Annotated in this window: 11 protein-coding genes; 4 read left to right on the top strand and 7 right to left on the bottom strand. The window is 59.3% G+C overall.

Features of this window, described 5'->3' with window-relative positions:
- Positions 1 to 9: 9 nt before the first annotated feature.
- A complete protein-coding gene (locus K5E80_RS03815; protein ID WP_220634913.1) occupies positions 10 to 1410 on the bottom strand; it encodes a GNVR domain-containing protein in 1401 nt (466 codons plus the stop codon).
- Between the two features lie 32 nt (positions 1411 to 1442).
- Positions 1443 to 2267, bottom strand: a complete 825-nt coding sequence (gene epsE / locus K5E80_RS03810) for a polysaccharide export protein EpsE (protein WP_246590856.1) — start codon at positions 2265 to 2267, stop codon at positions 1443 to 1445.
- Between the two features lie 1275 nt (positions 2268 to 3542).
- Between epsE and K5E80_RS16910 the strand changes: the two genes are divergently transcribed.
- The 4 genes from K5E80_RS16910 to phoB all read left to right on the top strand — a co-directional run bounded on the left by K5E80_RS16910 (position 3543) and on the right by phoB (position 9340).
- Positions 3543 to 3674 (top strand): hypothetical protein, encoded by a 132-nt coding sequence (locus K5E80_RS16910; RefSeq protein ID WP_281420193.1) that lies wholly within the window; start codon positions 3543 to 3545, stop codon positions 3672 to 3674.
- Entirely contained in the window at positions 3671 to 5839 is a 2169-nt protein-coding gene (locus K5E80_RS03805) for an ATP-binding protein (protein ID WP_220634912.1), read from the top strand. The genes K5E80_RS16910 and K5E80_RS03805 overlap by 4 nt, the downstream gene beginning before the upstream one ends.
- 2 nt (positions 5840 to 5841) lie before the next feature.
- On the top strand, positions 5842 to 8418 hold the full coding sequence (locus tag K5E80_RS03800) for a response regulator (protein WP_220634911.1): 2577 nt from the start codon (positions 5842 to 5844) through the stop codon (positions 8416 to 8418).
- Positions 8419 to 8632: 214 nt separating this feature from the next.
- Complete coding sequence (gene phoB, locus K5E80_RS03795; RefSeq protein ID WP_220634910.1) at positions 8633 to 9340, top strand: phosphate regulon transcriptional regulator PhoB; 708 nt, start codon at positions 8633 to 8635, stop codon at positions 9338 to 9340.
- On the opposite strand, the gene K5E80_RS03790 is transcribed toward phoB, so the two are convergent.
- From K5E80_RS03790 to K5E80_RS03770, 5 genes are all read right to left on the bottom strand, one after another.
- A complete protein-coding gene (locus K5E80_RS03790) occupies positions 9310 to 11316 on the bottom strand; it encodes a putative bifunctional diguanylate cyclase/phosphodiesterase (protein WP_220634909.1) in 2007 nt (668 codons plus the stop codon). The genes phoB and K5E80_RS03790 overlap by 31 nt on opposite strands.
- Positions 11313 to 13142, bottom strand: a complete 1830-nt coding sequence (gene glmS / locus K5E80_RS03785) for a glutamine--fructose-6-phosphate transaminase (isomerizing) (protein ID WP_220634908.1) — start codon at positions 13140 to 13142, stop codon at positions 11313 to 11315. Before glmS ends, K5E80_RS03790 begins: the two co-directional genes overlap by 4 nt.
- 12 nt (positions 13143 to 13154) lie before the next feature.
- Positions 13155 to 13559, bottom strand: a complete 405-nt coding sequence (locus tag K5E80_RS03780) for a VanZ family protein (protein ID WP_220634907.1) — start codon at positions 13557 to 13559, stop codon at positions 13155 to 13157.
- Entirely contained in the window at positions 13552 to 14970 is a 1419-nt protein-coding gene (locus K5E80_RS03775; RefSeq protein ID WP_246590855.1) for a mannose-1-phosphate guanylyltransferase/mannose-6-phosphate isomerase, read from the bottom strand. Before K5E80_RS03775 ends, K5E80_RS03780 begins: the two co-directional genes overlap by 8 nt.
- A gap of 303 nt (positions 14971 to 15273) precedes the next feature.
- Entirely contained in the window at positions 15274 to 16671 is a 1398-nt protein-coding gene (locus tag K5E80_RS03770; RefSeq protein WP_220634905.1) for an undecaprenyl-phosphate glucose phosphotransferase, read from the bottom strand.
- Positions 16672 to 16852 lie beyond the last annotated feature (181 nt).

Below are 16852 nucleotides of genomic sequence, written 5' to 3'. Positions count from 1 at the left end.
GGTCGCCTTTTATCCGGGGTTGGGCAAAGCGTAGTGGGAGGCGGGCGCCCCAAGCAGGCGGTTCGCCGCCGGGTCCCAGGTGTTGAGTACCGCCAGCAGTGGTACTTGTGGGTCTGCGCTCAGATCGTCGAGCCAGCGCACGCGCCGATCGAACATCTCCGCCAGGAACACGGCGGCAAGTCCCAGCAGGACACCGACGGCGAGGGCAATGGCGATATTGAGGAAGAGCTTGGGTCGGTCCGGCGTCGTCGGCGGTACCGCCAGGTCCAGCACCGCAACGTTGGTCTGGAGCGCGCGGCTCTCGATCTTGCTGGCCATGAAGCGCTGCATGGCGGTCTCGTAGGTTCGCTGCGCAATGTCCACATCGTGACTGAGGAGCGCCAGTTCATTGCGGGCCGTTTTGAGACCGAGCATGCGTCGCTGCTGCTGCTTGATCGCGCCGAGCAGCTGGTCCATATGCGCGCGGCTGTTTCTTGCCGCCGTCTTGGCGTCGGAGACGACAATGTCAATTTCGCGGCCCAGCTTGTCGCGCAGGGATTGCACTTCAGCTTGTTGGCGCTGGTATTGCGGATGTTTGCTGCCGAGTTCGGCGGACATCTGCTGCAGTTTGGCCTCCGAGCGCATGAGCTCGCCCTTGACGGTCTGGATGGCGGGACTCGCGAGCCCGCCGGGCAGGTTTGAAATATCGGCAACCTGGGCGTCGGTCGGTACCTGTGCCCTGGCGACCTGCGTAACCAAGTCACTCAGTTGAACATTTTCCGCATCGAAGCGATCGTCGGTGCTGATGATGCCGTGTTCCTGCTGGAAGGCGGTCAGGCGGCGTTCGGCCTGTTCCATGTTGGCGCGCAGCATCTTCATCTGTTCGTCGAACCAGACCGACGTTTGCCGCGTCGGCTCGATGCGCAAGTCGAGGACGGTATCGACATAGGCCTTGGCGAAACCATTGACCACCTGCGCCGCGTAGGTCGCATCGGATGCAGGGAAACTCAACTGGACCACGCTGCTTTGCTGAATGACGCTGCCCTGGGTCGTCTCAACCTTGAGATACTTGAGAAGATTTTCCACCAGCCAGTCTTGGATGGGGGCGGAGCTGCCGGAGTCGGCATAATCGGCCCGCACCTCGGGATTCTCGGCCAGCTTGAGGTCGGCGACGACCCGGCGCGCGACCTTCGAGCTGGTGACAATATCCATCTGGGTCCGCACGTAGCCAGCCCGATCCCACGGCTGTGGCTCATTGGTGGTGCGCATCGATTGCTGGTCCTTGCCATCGAGCAGCAGCGACCCCTTGGCGACATAGGTTTTCGGCATGATCAGGCTGATGGCGATGGTCGTCAGCAGGGTCGTCGCCAGGATCAGGACGAACAGGCGATAACGCGCACGCAATGCTGAATAGATTAATTTGTAGTTCATGGCGGGAATCCTCGCTGTGGCTGGTTTGGCGGTTAGAAGAAGCTTTCGCTGACGTAGATCACGTCATCGGCTTGTACCTTGTCTCCTGGCTGGGCGTCGATCTTGTTGAGGCTGCCGTTCGGCCCGCGGCGACTGATCTTCATGCCGCGTTCGGTACCGCGCAGCGTTATGCCGCCACCGAGCGAAAGCGCCTGAACGACATTGAGATTCTTTTCGAGTCGATAGGCGCCGGCGTGCTGGACTTCGCCGTAGATGTAGAACACCGGAGCCTTCTGCGCGAATATCGTGTCGCCGGCCACTATCTCGATATTGGCCGGTATGTCGGGGTTTTGGTAAATCGTCGCGACATCGATGGCGAGCTTCACCGGCTTGCCGTCGCGGGTCGTCATGACATTGACAGTCTCGTCACCGGCCGGAGTGATGCCGCCGGCCAGTGCCAGCGCGTCGGTCAGCCGGGTGCGGGTTTCGTCCAGGGCGTAACGTCCCGGGTGCGCAACCTGGCCAAGTATCGATACCTGCCGGCTGCGCACCTGCAACACGGTAAGCGTGACCTGGGGATCGACGAGGAACTGCCCGTCCTTCAGCTGCTTGGCGATGCGCACCCCGGCATCGCCCGGCGAGAGGCCCGCCAAACCAACCTCGCCGATCAGCGGCATCCGGATCGTGCCCTCCTGCGAAATGCGCGTCTCGGTGGTCAGGTCGGGATTTTGGAACACGGTCACGCGAATGTTGTCACCGGGTCCCAGGATGTCGCCCGATTCGGCGCGTCCGGGTATGGCCTGGAACAGCACTGTCAGCGTGGCCAGAGTGAACAGCCATGATGATGCGATCGATGCGATGCGTAAAGCTTTGAACATGATTGCCTCCTGTTTTACGAAATCAATGCCGACTAATTCTCAGAGCCGGATTGCCTGCCAGAGCCATTCCATGACGAAATCCCGGTCGATAAGCTGTTCAAGTGCTGGAGTGCCGCGCTGATGAAATCGGCTTTATCGCAGGCCGAAATGGTTTGTATAGCTGCGTCGAATGCGGTGGGAGAAATGATGGTAGCCATAAGGTATTGCGATATGTCATATAAGATGAAGCTTTGGTTTCAACGGTTACGCCAAGCCTGCCATAGCGGATTTACATCGATGCGGTATTGGCTTGGAGACAAATTACCCATGCAACTCGATGGGACTAACAGGTAGGGTCTGGTCCGATTGGACTAATCGCCGTGACAAGATGCGCCCTTGCGCAGGGATACCAGACAAGAAATCCGACTGTGCAGTGTGGCTATTCCTGGCCCTTGCTAGTCGAGCGGAGGGCCACGGTCAAACTCAGGCGCGCGAAGGGGCGGCCGAACGCGATCTTGTTCAGCCGTTACTTGTTCGGTTTTACGGGGCCTCATGACTGGAATGAGTCATTCAAGCAAGGAATGGGTAGCGTGGATCTGAAGGGGTTGTATCGATTATGCCAAAACCGGATGGCCATTCCGAGCACTGTCTGCATGCCAAAAACATGTTGATAACGATTTTGGATGGCACGACCACCTCAACGCGACGTATCGCATCCAATCTGCTGCTACTGGTATTGGACCTCGCGGTGATGCTGTACCCCCACGCGGCAGGTGGCTATTTCCTTGGAAGAAGAATGACCCAGATCAGTTATATACGTATTCTGACGTATTTAAATGTGCTGAATTGCTAGATAAATTGCATTACTCGCTTCGAGCGTTTGGCTTTCGCCGTCCATGCCAAAGAAATCCCGGCAGCGGATTTTGATGTTGTGTCAGATTTAACTGCCGTTTTGCTTTCCGTTCTGCTCAGACTTATGGATTTCGTGATGCCTTCTACGCTAGCGAGTGAATTGTCGAATAGAACATGGGTTATGTCAGGCGTTATCGTCGCACGGTAATACGGTGTTATTGGTCGCTGTAATGCAATAGATAGTCCGATTGAACTAGGGGAAGTCAATTCATTCTTCTCGAAGGGGGGGGAGACTTTATGCGAACAGATTGGCCCAATTCTTTACGTAGGTCGGCAAGCAGCGCCAGTGCTGGAATGATGATGGTATCGGGCAGGTAACGACTGAAAACGGACAAACTGGGGGTGGAAATGTTCGATTCTGGCAGTCTTCAATGTTCACCAGTCATGTCCGTGCGCGAAGCCATGTCGCTGGTATCGCTATTGTTCATCGCCACCGCCGAAACAAACAGTCGCTTTGCGGAACGGACGAAACTGATCGAGCGCAAGAGCAATAAGACCAGGCAGGCCACGACATGAGCAACCTCCTATTCGACGCGGCCCCCACTGTCGGGCATGAAATCGATAACCACGGGCAGATCAAAGTTAAGAGCGAAACCAAGCGCAGGCAACTGGTGCACGGCTCGCGTTGTCCTCATCAGGCGGACTTTCTCATCAGCGTGTCGCAAGAGTTGCTTCCCTCCTTGAACGGCATACTGATGCTGGCCAAACTACTGGCGGAAAATAGCGACAACAATCTCTCACCGGCAGAGATCGATTACGCCCAGACGATCTATTCCTCGGGGACGCATCTGCAGTCCCTGATCTACAATATGATTGATTTGGCGAAAATTGAATCCGGCATCTTCGAGCTCAAAGTTGAGGCAGAGCGTTTTACCGATTTGCACAATTATTTCGTGCGTACTTTCAGCCAGGTGGCGCAGGACAAGGATCTGTCATTCGATGTTGAACTGGTTCCTGGTCTTCCTGCCGCGATTTACACAGACGGCAAACGGCTACGGCAGATACTGGACAACTTGTTATCGAATGCATTCAAGTCTACCAAACAGGGTGGCGTGACGCTACGCATCGCACCAGCTGAATTTGACCGGATTCCAACAGTTGCACGATCCAGCAGCCTCAATAAATGGGTTGAATTCTCAGTCACCGATACCGGCACAGGCATTTCCGAAAGCAAGCAGAGAAGTATTGTTGAAACCTTCCATAAGACCGATAGTTCGATCAGTCATGAATGCAGCTGCGCCGGCCTGGGATTATCCATCTGCGGCGATTTGATGCGCTTACTTGACGGAGAAATACGGCTCAGCAGCACGGAGGGCATGGGTAGTTGCTTTACGCTTTATCTGCCATTACCCGACGACCGGGTGGCTGCCGATAAGCGAATATTGCCGATTTCGGCGGCGCCGCACATTCAGCGCGAAACGCTTTACGGCACGACAGAAGCCTCGTCGATGCTGGCCGCACAGCCGCGCCCGTACCTGGGCCCCAAGAGCAGGCGCTCAGATGACGGAGTCGTGTTGATCGCCGAAAGCGATGCTCAAACCGCTTCTCTCATGCAGGATCTGGTGCGGAGTAACGGCTATCGCGGCGAAGTCGCCACGAATCTCGGCAAATTACAAGGGCTGATCGGAAAGATCACGATTGATGCAATCATCCTGGGCATGAATCCGGGTGAAACCGATGCCTGGGCAGTTTTCCATGAACTCAAGAACAATCCGGCAACGCGGCGGGTACCGATCAGCATGATTAACCTGAATGGGGACATCCACAAATGCCTCCAGATTGGCGGCCTGCACAGCAGCAATGACGACTGCGTGATCGAGCCTGCAATAATGGCGGCGACGCCCCAGGCTACGCTGGCCAGAATGAGCGCCGCGGCCGGCCGCCCCATCAGGAAATTGCTCGTGGCCAATGCAGTGCAGAGCCAGCGTTCGACCGCCGGCGTCGTCCCCTGGCGCCTGAAGGACATGGAAGTCGTAGTTCTCGGTACCGGCGCGCTGGTAGTCGATGCGTTATTGCATGGGAACTTCGATGGCATGGTTGTGGGCGCCTCGCTCCTGGACATGTCGACTGACGACCTGATGAACAGGGTTATGGCAACAGATCTGCCGACCGACCTGACGATCGCGATGGTCGGCGTAGAGAGCAAGCCATGGGGAAGCAGCACTGAAATCGCCATCCTCAAGCGCCAAAATGAGTTTTCGGACGTATTGGCCGAAACAACGCAATTCCTGCGTCGGGCGATGGGCCATCATCCGTCGGCAAGGCAGGACATGCTATTCGAACGGCAGACGCAAACGGCGGAGCTGGCGGGCAGGAAGGTACTCATCATCGATGACATCTGCAACATCTACGCCATTACCGGCGTACTCGAGCAGCAAGGCATGATCGTACTGCATGCCGAGAACAGTACCGAGGGAATAGAAGTGCTGTGCAGCAATCCGGACACCGACTTCGTCCTTGTGGATACGGCGGTGCCGGGTCTGGACAGCCATGACATGATCGGCATCATTCGTGGCATCGAGGGGTTCAAGTTGCTGCCGATCATTGCGGTGGTCGACAAGGTGATGCCTGGCTACCGTTGGGAGTGCATCGAGGCCGGAGCCTCGGACACCATCGACAAGCCCGTTAATGTCGAGCAGTTGCTGTCGTTGCTGCGGGGATGGCTGGCCAAGGTTCGATGACGATGAACACGGCAGCGAACGCCAATATCCTGATCATCGACGACGAACCGCTCAATCTCCTCGCGATGGCGGATATGCTCGCCCCGCTGGGTTGCCACGTGGTGTCGGTCACATCCGGAACCGAAGCGCTGCGCCAGATACTGAAGACCGACTTTTCGCTCATCCTGCTGGATGTGATCATGCCGGAAATGGACGGATTTGAGGTGGCCACCCTGATCCGCCAAGTGGAGCGCTCGTGCCATATACCGATCATTTTTCTCACTCCCTCGGCCGACATGGTGCGGCCGGTCTTCCGTGGCAGCGAAACCAGCGTTGTCGATTACATCGCGAAACCGGTGGATCCGCTGGTGCTAAAGCCGCTGGTGGCTACCCTGGCCGGCCTGAGCGAGCCGGATCCTGCGTACCAGAAAGCCAAGGTGGGCGAAGATCTGGATACGATGGTTCGCGAACGGACGATGAGTCTGATCAAGTCCAATGAACTGCTGCGCCATGAAATCGCCCGGCGTGAAATCGCCGAGGAATGCCTGCACAGGGCGATTCTGGAGGCGGAGGCGGCCAATCAGGCGAAATCGGAATTCCTGGCCAATATGAGTCACGAAATCCGCACGCCGATGAACGGCATCATCGGCATGATGGAACTTGCGCTCCAGACCAATCTGACAGCCGAGCAGCGCGAATACCTGAACGTGATAAAAATTTCTGCGGAAATGCTGCTTACCGTCATCAACGACATCCTTGATTTCTCCAAGATCGAGGCGTCCAGCCTGACGGTGGAGTCAATTCCATTCTCCTTGCGCGAATGCATCGGCGATACGATGAAAACGCTGGCGCTTGACGCGCAACGAAAGGGCCTCGAACTGGCCTATGAAATCGCGCCGGACACGACCGATGCGGTGCTGGGCGATCAGCTGCGGCTGCGTCAGATCATCCTCAACCTGGTGGGCAACGCGATCAAGTTCACCGAACGCGGCGAAGTGGTTGTGCAGGTGCGGCAACTGGCGCATTATGACGAAGAGGTTATCTGTCATTTCACCATCAGTGACAGCGGCATCGGTGTCCCCGCGGAAAAACTGGAGCAGATCTTCGCGCCATTCACGCAGGCGGATACGTCGACCACGCGTCTGTATGGCGGTACCGGCCTGGGCCTGACCATCTCGGCGCGCCTGGTGGAAATCATGGGCGGCAACATTCAGGTCGAGAGCGAGCCGGGACAGGGCAGCAAGTTCCAGTTCACCCTGCGCTTCCGAACGCCGCAAGGAGCATCGCCCAGGCTCCCCGACATAGACTTCGGCGGTTTGACTGCGCTGGTGGCTGAAGACCATCCCGTCAGCCGCCGCTTTCTGGCGAATGCCTTGCGTCAATGGAATATCGATGTTCATGAGGTGGCAGACGGAAACGAGGCGATGAAAGCGGTGGTCCGGGCGAGCCAGGCGGATCGGCCCTACCATATGGTGTTGCTTGAGGACAGCCTGCCCGACGTGGACAGTTATGCCGTCGCAGGACAGATACAAGGCTGCGCGGATCTCGGCGTCGGGGTGGTGGTGGTACTCGGCTCGGTGATGAGACGGGGAAAAAACGGAGATCATCTCGACACGGCCGCATACACGTGCCTGACCAAGCCGGTCAAGCAGTCGGAACTGCTGGAAATCATCGGCGCGACATTCGGCATGAGGCAGGCTGGCGGCACGGCGCTTGCACCGGCAGCGAAGGAACCTGCCGGGAATCCCGCGCAATCGCTCGACATTCTCCTGGTCGAGGACAATCTGATCAGCAGCAGGGTTGCCCAGCAAATGCTAAGGAAGGCCGGGCACCGGGTGACGGCGGCTGACAGCGGCGTGAAGGCGCTCGAAGTGCTCGACCAGGGGCATTTCGACCTCGTGCTCATGGATGTGCAAATGCCAGGACTGGACGGCCTCGAAACCACAGGCGTGATTCGCAATCAGGAAAAGCTCACCGGCGGTCACATACCGATCATCGCACTGACGGCTCACGCCATGACGCAACACCGCGAACGCTGCCTGGAGGCGGGAATGGACGGTTACCTGGTCAAGCCCATCCAGCCCGCGGCATTGCATGATGCGATTGCCCGTGCCGGGCGCGGCCAGGCGGTGCCGAAGCCGGCGCCCGAAATGGTGATCCTTGACCGGAATGCACTGCTCGAGCGTGTCGATGGCGATGAGCAATTGCTCGACGAGATAACCGGAATTTTCCTGAGCAGCGGCGCCGAGCTCCTGGCCCGGGGACGCGAGGCGCTGGCAAACGGCGACATCCAGCAGTTCGGTTATGTGGTTCATACCTTGGCGGGAATGTTCCGCAGCCTTTCAGCCGACGCGGCGACGGCGTCAGCGGCAAGCCTCGAAGCGCTCGCCATGGCGGGAACGCGGCATGAGTTGGAAACGGGCTTTGCCCAGCTCGAGAGGGAGGTCGAGCGGTTAACGACGGAACTTGTCAGCATGACCAACGAAATGTCGTACGAGAATCTGCGCGTGAGCATTGCACAGGGCCCCCTGCAACAGGATCGGCAGCATTCGATGCAGTTCAGTTTCGATGAAACGATGGCCAAAGTAGGCGAGCCATGATGGATACGCACACCTATTCTCTTTGGGAATTTTGTACCACTCCCTGCGGGGATACCGCACTCCGCGTGGATAGCAACGAAGCGATCCGCGCGACCCATTCTGACGGAACCGAAGCAACCCGCGACGGGGTTGCCAACAGTAACTATTTATCAAGCATTATCCGCGCATTGCATCCCGGTCGGGATAACAGCGCATTTCAAGGAGCTTTGCCATCATGAACAGCGGAATTCTCATTGTCGAAGACGAATTGATCACCCAGCGCATGATCGCTGCCAATCTGGAACGGGCAGGGCACCAGGTTCGCAGCGCGGGTAGCGTGTCCGAAGCAGAGGCCTCGATCGTTGACCAGCTTCCGGACCTGGTATTGCTCGACTGGGTGCTCCCCAATGCCACCGGGGTTGGCCTGATGCGGCGGTTGCGCTCCGATCAGCGCACTCGCGAGATCCCGATCATCATGCTGACTTCGCGCGCGCAGGAGAGTGACAAGGTAACGGGACTCGAAGCCGGCGCCGACGATTATGTGACAAAACCATTTTCGGCGCGCGAACTGCTTGCCAGGATCAAGGCGCAACTGCGCCGCCGCGCGCCCCAAACAACTGACGACGTCGTCGAAATTGCAGGGCTGCTGATAAATCCCGGAATGAAGCGGATTAGCGCGGCGGGGCGGGAAATCGATCTGGGCGCGATCGAGTTTCGCATGCTGCATTTTTTTGCAACCCATCCGGGCCGGGTATTCAGCCGGGAACAGCTGCTCGACAAGCTATGGGGTGATCAGGTGTTCGTCCAGGACCGTACGATCGACGCACACATCCGTGCCCTGCGGCAGGCGTTGCGGCCGACCGGACATGACGTGCTGATTGAAACCGTGCGCGGAACCGGCTATTGCTTTCGTCACGACGTCAACACGCCCCGATGCGCGTGACTATCCGCCGGGGCGCCGGCTCGCTCGCGGCGGCGCCAGTGACGCCTGAGGAGTTGTTCGAATTCGTGCGCCAGTAACGGATTCCCGAACAGATGGCCCTGGAAAGCGTGGCAACCGTGTTGCCCCAGAAAGACGTGCTGGGCTTCCGTTTCCACGCCTTCTGCCATCACTTCGACCCCCAGATGTCTCGTCACATCGATGAGGCTTTGAATGATCGCCTCATCGGTGGGGATCACGCCAATATTGCGCACCAGGGATGAGTTTATTTTCAGTTGGTCAAGCGGCAGCTGAGTGAGTTGGGACAGCGATGAACAGCCGGTGCCGAAATCGTCGATGGCCAGGTGCATGCCCAGCTTCTTGAGCGCCGTCAGCTTGGCAATGCCAGCACTAAAGTCGGCGAGAACAGCCTGTTCCTTGAATTCCAGCGTCAGGCTCCCGGGGGATACGCCCGACTTTTCCAGCACGGCGTGCACATGCTCGACGAAGTCCGACTGGCGAAACTGGCGCGCGCTGACGTTCACGGCAAGGTGGAAACGCCGTCGCGGAGACAGGCGATCCTGCCACCTCTTGAGCTGCGCACAGGCTGTTTCCAGCACCCACTGCCCGATAGGCACCAGCAGCCCGGTTTCCTCGGCTACCCGGATGAAGGAGGCGGGGAACATCATGCCGCGCTCCGGATGCTGCCAGCGCAGCAATACCTCCGCCCCGCGAATACGGCCTTCGGCATCCACTTGCGGCTGATAATGACATTGGAGTTCATGATCGGCCAGCGCGCGCCGAAGTTCTTCCTCGAGGACGATGCGTGCGGTTACGAGAGACTGCATGGCAGGATCGAAGAAGCATACGTTGTTGCGGCCCGCCGACTTGGCCTCGTACATCGCCATGTCGGCACGTTTCAGCAATTCCTCGGCGGTGTCGTGCGGATTGTTGAACAGGGCAACGCCGATGCTTGCAGAGCTGAGAAACTCCTGCCCGGCCAACGGGTAGGGTTGTTTGAGCGCAGTCGCGATTTTTTCGCCGATGTTCCTGGCCTGGTTGGCGGACTCGTCCGGCTGCTCGCTCAGATTTTCCAGGATGACGACGAATTCATCGCCGCCGAGGCGGGCTGCCGTGTCGCCTTCACGTACGGCGGCCAGAAGCCGCTGCGCCACGAGCTGTAGCAATTGATCACCGAAGTCGTGCCCCATCGTGTCATTGAGCGTCTTGAAATTGTCCAGGTCGATGAACAGCACCGCACAATATTTCCTGGTGCGGGACGCGGTTGCCATCGCGTGATGCAGGCGATCTATCATGAGGCGCCGATTAGGCAAATCGGTCAGCGGGTCATGGAAAGCCAAGTGCCGGATTTTTGTGTCGTCGCCGAAGATCATGCCATCTTGCACATTGAGGTCGGCGGTCGCGAGATGATGATCCCCGGCGATCACCTTGCCTGCGGACAGATCGATGAGCATGAGATGCACCGCAGGAGGCGCGTCGCCAATACCGGGCTTGTACTGGCAGCTCACCTGCGCGGGGAAAAAGGTGTTGTCGGCGCGCCGAAGCCTCATTTCTTCAACTGTCAGTTTGCCGTTTCTTATCAGGTCCTCGAACAGGCGCCGCCAGCGGCTGGCGTCTTCCGGCATGACGAACTGGTTAAAGCGGCGAGCCAATGCATCCTTGCGCTCCAGTCCCAGCAGCCACGCCCCGGTGATGTTGACCGCGGAAACCAGCCCGGTGGGCGTCAGGATCAGGTAGCCGACCGGTGCGAATTCGTACAAGTCCAGATAACGGTTGCGGGCCTCCTCCAGGCCGGCTTGGGCGAGCAGCAGTTGCTCGTTCTGCATCTCGAGTTCAATCTGGAGAATGTGAAGCTCGTGCAGGATTTCTTCTGTAAGTGGGGAGGATGCCGGCCGCGCCGGCTTCGAGGCAAGGCGTGCCTCGGCCTGGAGTCTGAGCGAACCGGACACGATTTCTTTTTTGCGGTCCTGCTTCATCATTCCACCGTCACCGATTTGGCCAGATTGCGCGGCTTGTCGACGTCGTTGTTACGCTTGACGGCGGCATGATAGGCGAGCAACTGCAATGGTACCGTGTGCAGGATCGGAGACAGGAAGCCGGCATACTGCGGCATGCGAATGACGTGAATTCCCTCGCTGTCCGCGACATTGGCATCGCGGTCCGCGAGCACGTACAGTTCACCGCCGCGGGCGTGCACCTCTTGCAGGTTCGACCTCAGTTTTTCGATGAGGGCATCATTGGGAGCAATCGCGATCACCGGCATGTCCGCATTCACCAGGGCGAGCGGCCCGTGCTTGAGCTCGCCGGCGGCATAGGCCTCGGCATGGATGTAGGAGATTTCCTTCAGCTTGAGAGCCCCTTCCATTGCGATCGGGTAATGTATGCCGCGGCCGAGGAAGAGTGCATGCTCGAGGGCGGAGAGTCTTTCCGCCCAATGCTCGATTTGCGGCTCCAGTTCCAGAACCTGTTGCATTGCGGCGGGTAGTTGTCTCATTTCGTGCAGCAATTGCTGCTCGTGCTCCTCGGGCAGCCTGCTGCGCAGCTTGGCGATCGTCATGGCCAGCAGCGCCAGCGCGACCAGTTGCGTGGTGAAGGCCTTGGTCGATGCCACGCCGATCTCGGGACCGGCCCGCGTCAGGAAGCGCAGATCGGAGGCCCGCACCAGCGAGGACTCGGGGACATTGCAGATGCACAGACTGGCGCGATGGCCGCGCGACTTTGCGTAGCGCAATGCGGCCAGGGTATCCGCAGTTTCGCCCGATTGCGAAACAGTAACCACCAGCGTGGCGGGGTTCGAGACGGGTTCCCGGTAGCGGTACTCGCTGGCGATTTCGACGTTGCAGGCGATGCCGGCAACGCTTTCGAGCCAGTAGCGCGCCACCATGGCGGCGTGATAACTGGTGCCGCAGGCAATGATCAGCACGGCGTCGGCCTCGCGCAGCACGCGTTCGGCTTGGGCACCGAATATCTGCGGCGCCAGCGAGCGGCAGTTCGCCATCGCATCGAGCGTATTTGCCACTGCCGTCGGCTGCTCGAAGATTTCCTTTTGCATGTAGTGCCGGTAGGTGCCGAGTTCGACGGCCGTCGCCGTCAGGGACGAATGGCAGACCGATCGCTGTACCTCGTTGCCGCCGGCATCGAAGATACGAGGTGCCGCCAGCGTGATTACGGCGCAATCGCCGTCCTCGAGATAGATGATCCGCTGGGTCATGGCGGCCAGCGCCGCACTGTCGGAGGCCGCATAGTTTTCCCCATCGCCGAGTCCGAGCAACAACGGTGCGCCGTTCTTCGCCACCACCAGTTGCGTAGCGTCGTCATCGCTGATGACGGCGATGGCATAGGCGCCGATCAATTCGGCAACGCACTGGCGCACCGCTTCAAGTAGCGTGGCACCGCCACGCAGCTTGGCATGTATCAGGTGGGCAATCACCTCGGTATCGGTGTCGGACACGAACTTATAGCCCATGGCACGCAGCCGGGCACGTACTTGCTCGTGATTCTCGATGATGCCGTTATGCACTACCGATACGCCGCCGGAAATATGCGGATGGGCATTGCGCTCCGAGGGCACGCCGTGGGTCGCCCAGCGCGTATGGGCAATGCCGATGTCACCAGTAAGGTGCTTCTCGGCAACCCGCGATTCGAGGTCGGCAACGCGTCCCACTGAGCGTACCCACTGCAGTTTGCCGTTGATCACGGCGACGCCGGCCGAATCGTAGCCGCGATATTCGAGGCGTTTCAACCCTTGCAACAGTATGGGTACGACATTGCGTCCGGTGCAGATGGCGCTGATGATTCCGCACATGATGTATCCCTGCTAACAGTTGTGCCCGCCGGGAGTTTCCGCCAGGCGAGTTGCGCTGCATTGATACAGCATGATGACGCAGATGGAGGCGATGACATCCGTCAGCAGATCCATGAGGCTGGCGGAACGGCCGGGCACGAATATCTGGTGCCATTCGTCGAGGGCGCCAATGGCGCCAACCGCGACGATCAGCAGCAACGGCCAGGCGCCGGCGCTACCGACATAAAGCAGGTACGTAATCATGGCGTATACAGCGAAGTGGGTGGGCTTGTCCCATGGTTCGGGAAACAAACCGGCCGCGAACGGCTGTCCGCCCGGATAGAACAGGCCGAATATGATCGCCGCCGCGAGGACGAGGCAAAGCCAGCGCCGAAAGGGTGTAGCGATCTGTTTGAGGGGCATCGCTTTTTCAGACACGGTGATAGGCATCCTGGAGCCTCACGATATCGTCCTCCTTGAGATAGGAGCCAGACTGGGTTTCGATCACTTCGAGTGGAATTTTTCCGGGGTTTTCCAGCCGATGCGCAACCCCGACCGGAATGTACGTGGACTGGTTCTCGTAGAGCAGCACCACCTCTTCGTCGCGCGTGACGCGCGCGGTGCCGCGCACCACCACCCAATGTTCGGCGCGATGGTGATGCAGTTGCAGGGAAAGCCTGGCGCCTGGGTTGACGGTAAGGCGCTTGACGCGGAACCGTTCGCCGCCGTCGATATCTTCGTAATGGCCCCAGGGACGATTGACGCAAAGATGCGTTCGGCATTCATCGCGTTCCTGGGCGCGCAGCAACTCCACGGCCTCCTTGACGTGCTGGACATCCTCGCGCGCCGCGACCAGCAATGCATCGGCCGTCTCGACGATGACCATATCCTTGAGGCCGATGCCGACCACCATGCGGCGCGAGGAATGGACATAAGAATCCGTCACCTCGTGCAGGTACGTATCGCCCAGCGTGACGTTGCCGTGCTGGTCTTTTTCCGCGTTATCCCAAAGCGAATGCCACGAGCCTATGTCGGACCAGGGGAAGTCGGCAGCGACCATCGCGGCGGCAGCGGTGTGCTCGAGTACAGCGTGGTCGACCGAGACGGTTCGGCAGCGCGCAAATGCGTCGGCCCCGATGCGGCGGGTATCGTGCTCCGTCGTCACCGAGTCGGCTGCAAGGCGGCAGGCTGACGCCAGTTCCGGTTCGAAACGCTCAAGTTCGGCGATAAACTGCGCAGCGCCGAAAAGAAATATGCCGCTGTTCCAATAGTGCTGCCCCGAAGCGACGAAACCTTGAGCGATCTCCAGCTCCGGCTTTTCCGTAAACCGCGCCACCTGGTAGCAGCCATCGGCTGTTGCCAACGGCATGCCACGCTCAATGTAGCCGTAGCCGGTTTCGGCGCGCCGCGCCGCCAGTCCGAACACCACGAGTCGCTCGGCGTGCAGTGCGGCAACTCCCTGCGCTATGGCGCGCCGGAAAGAGTCGTGGTCGGGGATGTCGTGATCAGCGGGCATGACCAGCATGGCCGCCTGCGAATCCTCGCGTACCAGCTGGTACGCGGCCACGGCGACAGCGGGCGCCGTGCCTCGGCCGCAGGGTTCGATATAGAGTTGATACGATTCGATGCCGACAGCCTTTGCCTGATCCTGGACCATGAACAGATGCTCCTGGTTCGCGATGATCAGCGTGGGTTGCGAGTCGGCCAGCCCCTGCAGGCGTTGCAGCGTGGCCTCGAACGGACTGCGTCCCCGTAGCAGCGGCAGAAACTGTTTCGGGTGGCTTTCGCGCGACAGCGGCCACAATCGGGTTCCCGAACCGCCACACAATATTATCGGATAGATATTCACAGCGTGCCCCTTCGACGCCGCCATGGCGGCTGGTTGCAGTTCATTTCGGTAAGCCGCGCACCCTGCGCCGCTTGACATTGGGATGCGATGCGATGCGGGGGGAGCACCACAAGGATGGGCCATGCAAGCGTCCTGCAGCGAAGCAAGTCGCCCGGAGCGGGGGGATGCTCCGGGTCTGGCCGAGACCGGGCTATCGCTTTGCTGCGCGGCATGCGAAGGGCGATGCCGTTCGCTGCGCCGCGCCGCCATGCGCTTAACCCGCCCTTGGCCCAATGCGGAGTGCGCGGCTTACCGAAATGCACTCTAATAGGCATTCTGTCTTTTCCAGACGACAAACACTGTTTTCAGAATGATCAGCAAATCCAGGCGTAGAGACCAATTGCGCAGATAGGCAAGGTCGTACTCGATGCGTGCCTTCATCTTGTCGAGAGTGGCGGTCTCCCCGCGCTGACCATTGACCTGCGCCCACCCGGTGATGCCGGGGCGGACCTTGTGGCGGATCATGTAGCCGTTGATCAGCTTGCGGTACATCTCGTTGTGGGCCACGGCATGGGGGCGCGGTCCGACCACGCTCATGCGTCCCTGCAGCACGTTGATGAATTGCGGCAGTTCATCCAGCGAGCTGGCGCGCAGAAAGGCTCCCAGCTTGGTGACGCGGTTGTCATCCTGGGTTGCCTGGCGGATTTCGGGCCCGTCTTCGCAGACGGTCATGGTGCGGAACTTGTAGACGATGATTTCGCGGCCATCGAGTCCGTAGCGCCGCTGTTTGAACAGGACCGGGCCCGGCGATGAGCGCTTGATCGCGATGGCGATCGCCAGCATGATCGGCGCAATCAGGATCAGGATCGCCGTTGCCAGCACCAGATCGCTGGCGCGCTTGAGCAGACCGTCCACACCGTAGAAGGGAGTCTCGCACACCGCCAGTACCGGCATGTCGCCGATCGTGTCCACGCGGGCCTGGATCAGATCGAACAGGAAAATATCCGGCACGAAATAGATAGAGGCCGTGGTGTCGTGCAGGTCGTTGAGCAGTTTGACGATGCGCGGCTGCGATGTCATCGGCAGGTTGATATAAATCAGGTCGACGTGATGCTGCTTGGCGTATGCCGCAATCTGGTCCAGGCCGCCGACGATATTGTGCGGGGTCGTTTCATGAAGCCGGACGGGCGCCCGGTCATCAAAACAGCCGGCGACGCGGATGCCGAGATGGGGTGATTGCTCGATGCAGTGCTGCAGCCTGTGCGCAAGTTCGCCGGCGCCGGCGATGACGGCGACACGCTGCACGCCTTCCACCGCGATCAGTTTCGACAGCAAAATCGGGTATAAGAACTGGCCGGTCGTCAGCAGTAACGGCGTTGCGAGTATCCAGGTCAGCATGACGCGCTGATCAAAGAAACCGAGCGTGCGCGTGACCCAACCGAACATCATCAGCAGGGCGATGATGGCCAGCCAGTTCGTCACAATGTCGGCGGCAATCTCGAGACGCCTCTCACCCTGCGCAGGAAGGTGGCCGAAGAATGTCAGCGCGAACACCAGCAGCGCGAGAATCAGGTAGGCGCCGCCTATTGGCTGGCCGAAAGCCAGACAGGAGAGCAGCAGGGTGGCCGTGGCCAGCACCGGTGTGATGGCCAATTGGACGAGCGTCGTCGTATTAAGGAAACTGCTGGGTAGTCCCTGCCATGAATGATTTGCGGTAAGCATGGTTGTAATCTCTTGGAGGCCGGATGTCTGGCGGACTGATTTCCGATATGCAGCCAATTTATGGCCGCTGGATTGTTCTGTTGATGAACCAGCCTCTCTAATCCGCTAGCTCATTCGGCCTAGATGCCGCGAAGTCGACCTACCTGGCGCGAAATCCTGGTCAAGGCGCGCGGCCAACAAT

The organism is Georgfuchsia toluolica, from assembly GCF_907163265.1.
In the GTDB taxonomy this organism is placed as follows: domain Bacteria; phylum Pseudomonadota; class Gammaproteobacteria; order Burkholderiales; family Rhodocyclaceae; genus Georgfuchsia; species Georgfuchsia toluolica.
This window is presented reverse-complemented; position numbering and strand designations above follow the sequence as displayed.

Bases quoted from the DNA above. Each gene is read 5' to 3' on its own strand.
- K5E80_RS03800 (WP_220634911.1), top strand. From the start codon at position 5,842: ATGAACACGGCAGCGAACGCCAATATCCTGATCATCGACGACGAACCG.
- glmS (WP_220634908.1), bottom strand. From the start codon at position 13,142: ATGTGCGGAATCATCAGCGCCATCTGCACCGGACGCAATGTCGTACCC.
- K5E80_RS03770 (WP_220634905.1), bottom strand. From the start codon at position 16,671: ATGCTTACCGCAAATCATTCATGGCAGGGACTACCCAGCAGTTTCCTT.
- K5E80_RS03805 (WP_220634912.1), top strand. From the start codon at position 3,671: ATGAGCAACCTCCTATTCGACGCGGCCCCCACTGTCGGGCATGAAATC.
- K5E80_RS03815 (WP_220634913.1), bottom strand. From the start codon at position 1,410: ATGAACTACAAATTAATCTATTCAGCATTGCGTGCGCGTTATCGCCTG.
- epsE (WP_246590856.1), bottom strand. From the start codon at position 2,267: ATGTTCAAAGCTTTACGCATCGCATCGATCGCATCATCATGGCTGTTC.
- K5E80_RS03790 (WP_220634909.1), bottom strand. From the start codon at position 11,316: ATGATGAAGCAGGACCGCAAAAAAGAAATCGTGTCCGGTTCGCTCAGA.
- phoB (WP_220634910.1), top strand. From the start codon at position 8,633: ATGAACAGCGGAATTCTCATTGTCGAAGACGAATTGATCACCCAGCGC.
- K5E80_RS16910 (WP_281420193.1), top strand. From the start codon at position 3,543: ATGTCCGTGCGCGAAGCCATGTCGCTGGTATCGCTATTGTTCATCGCC.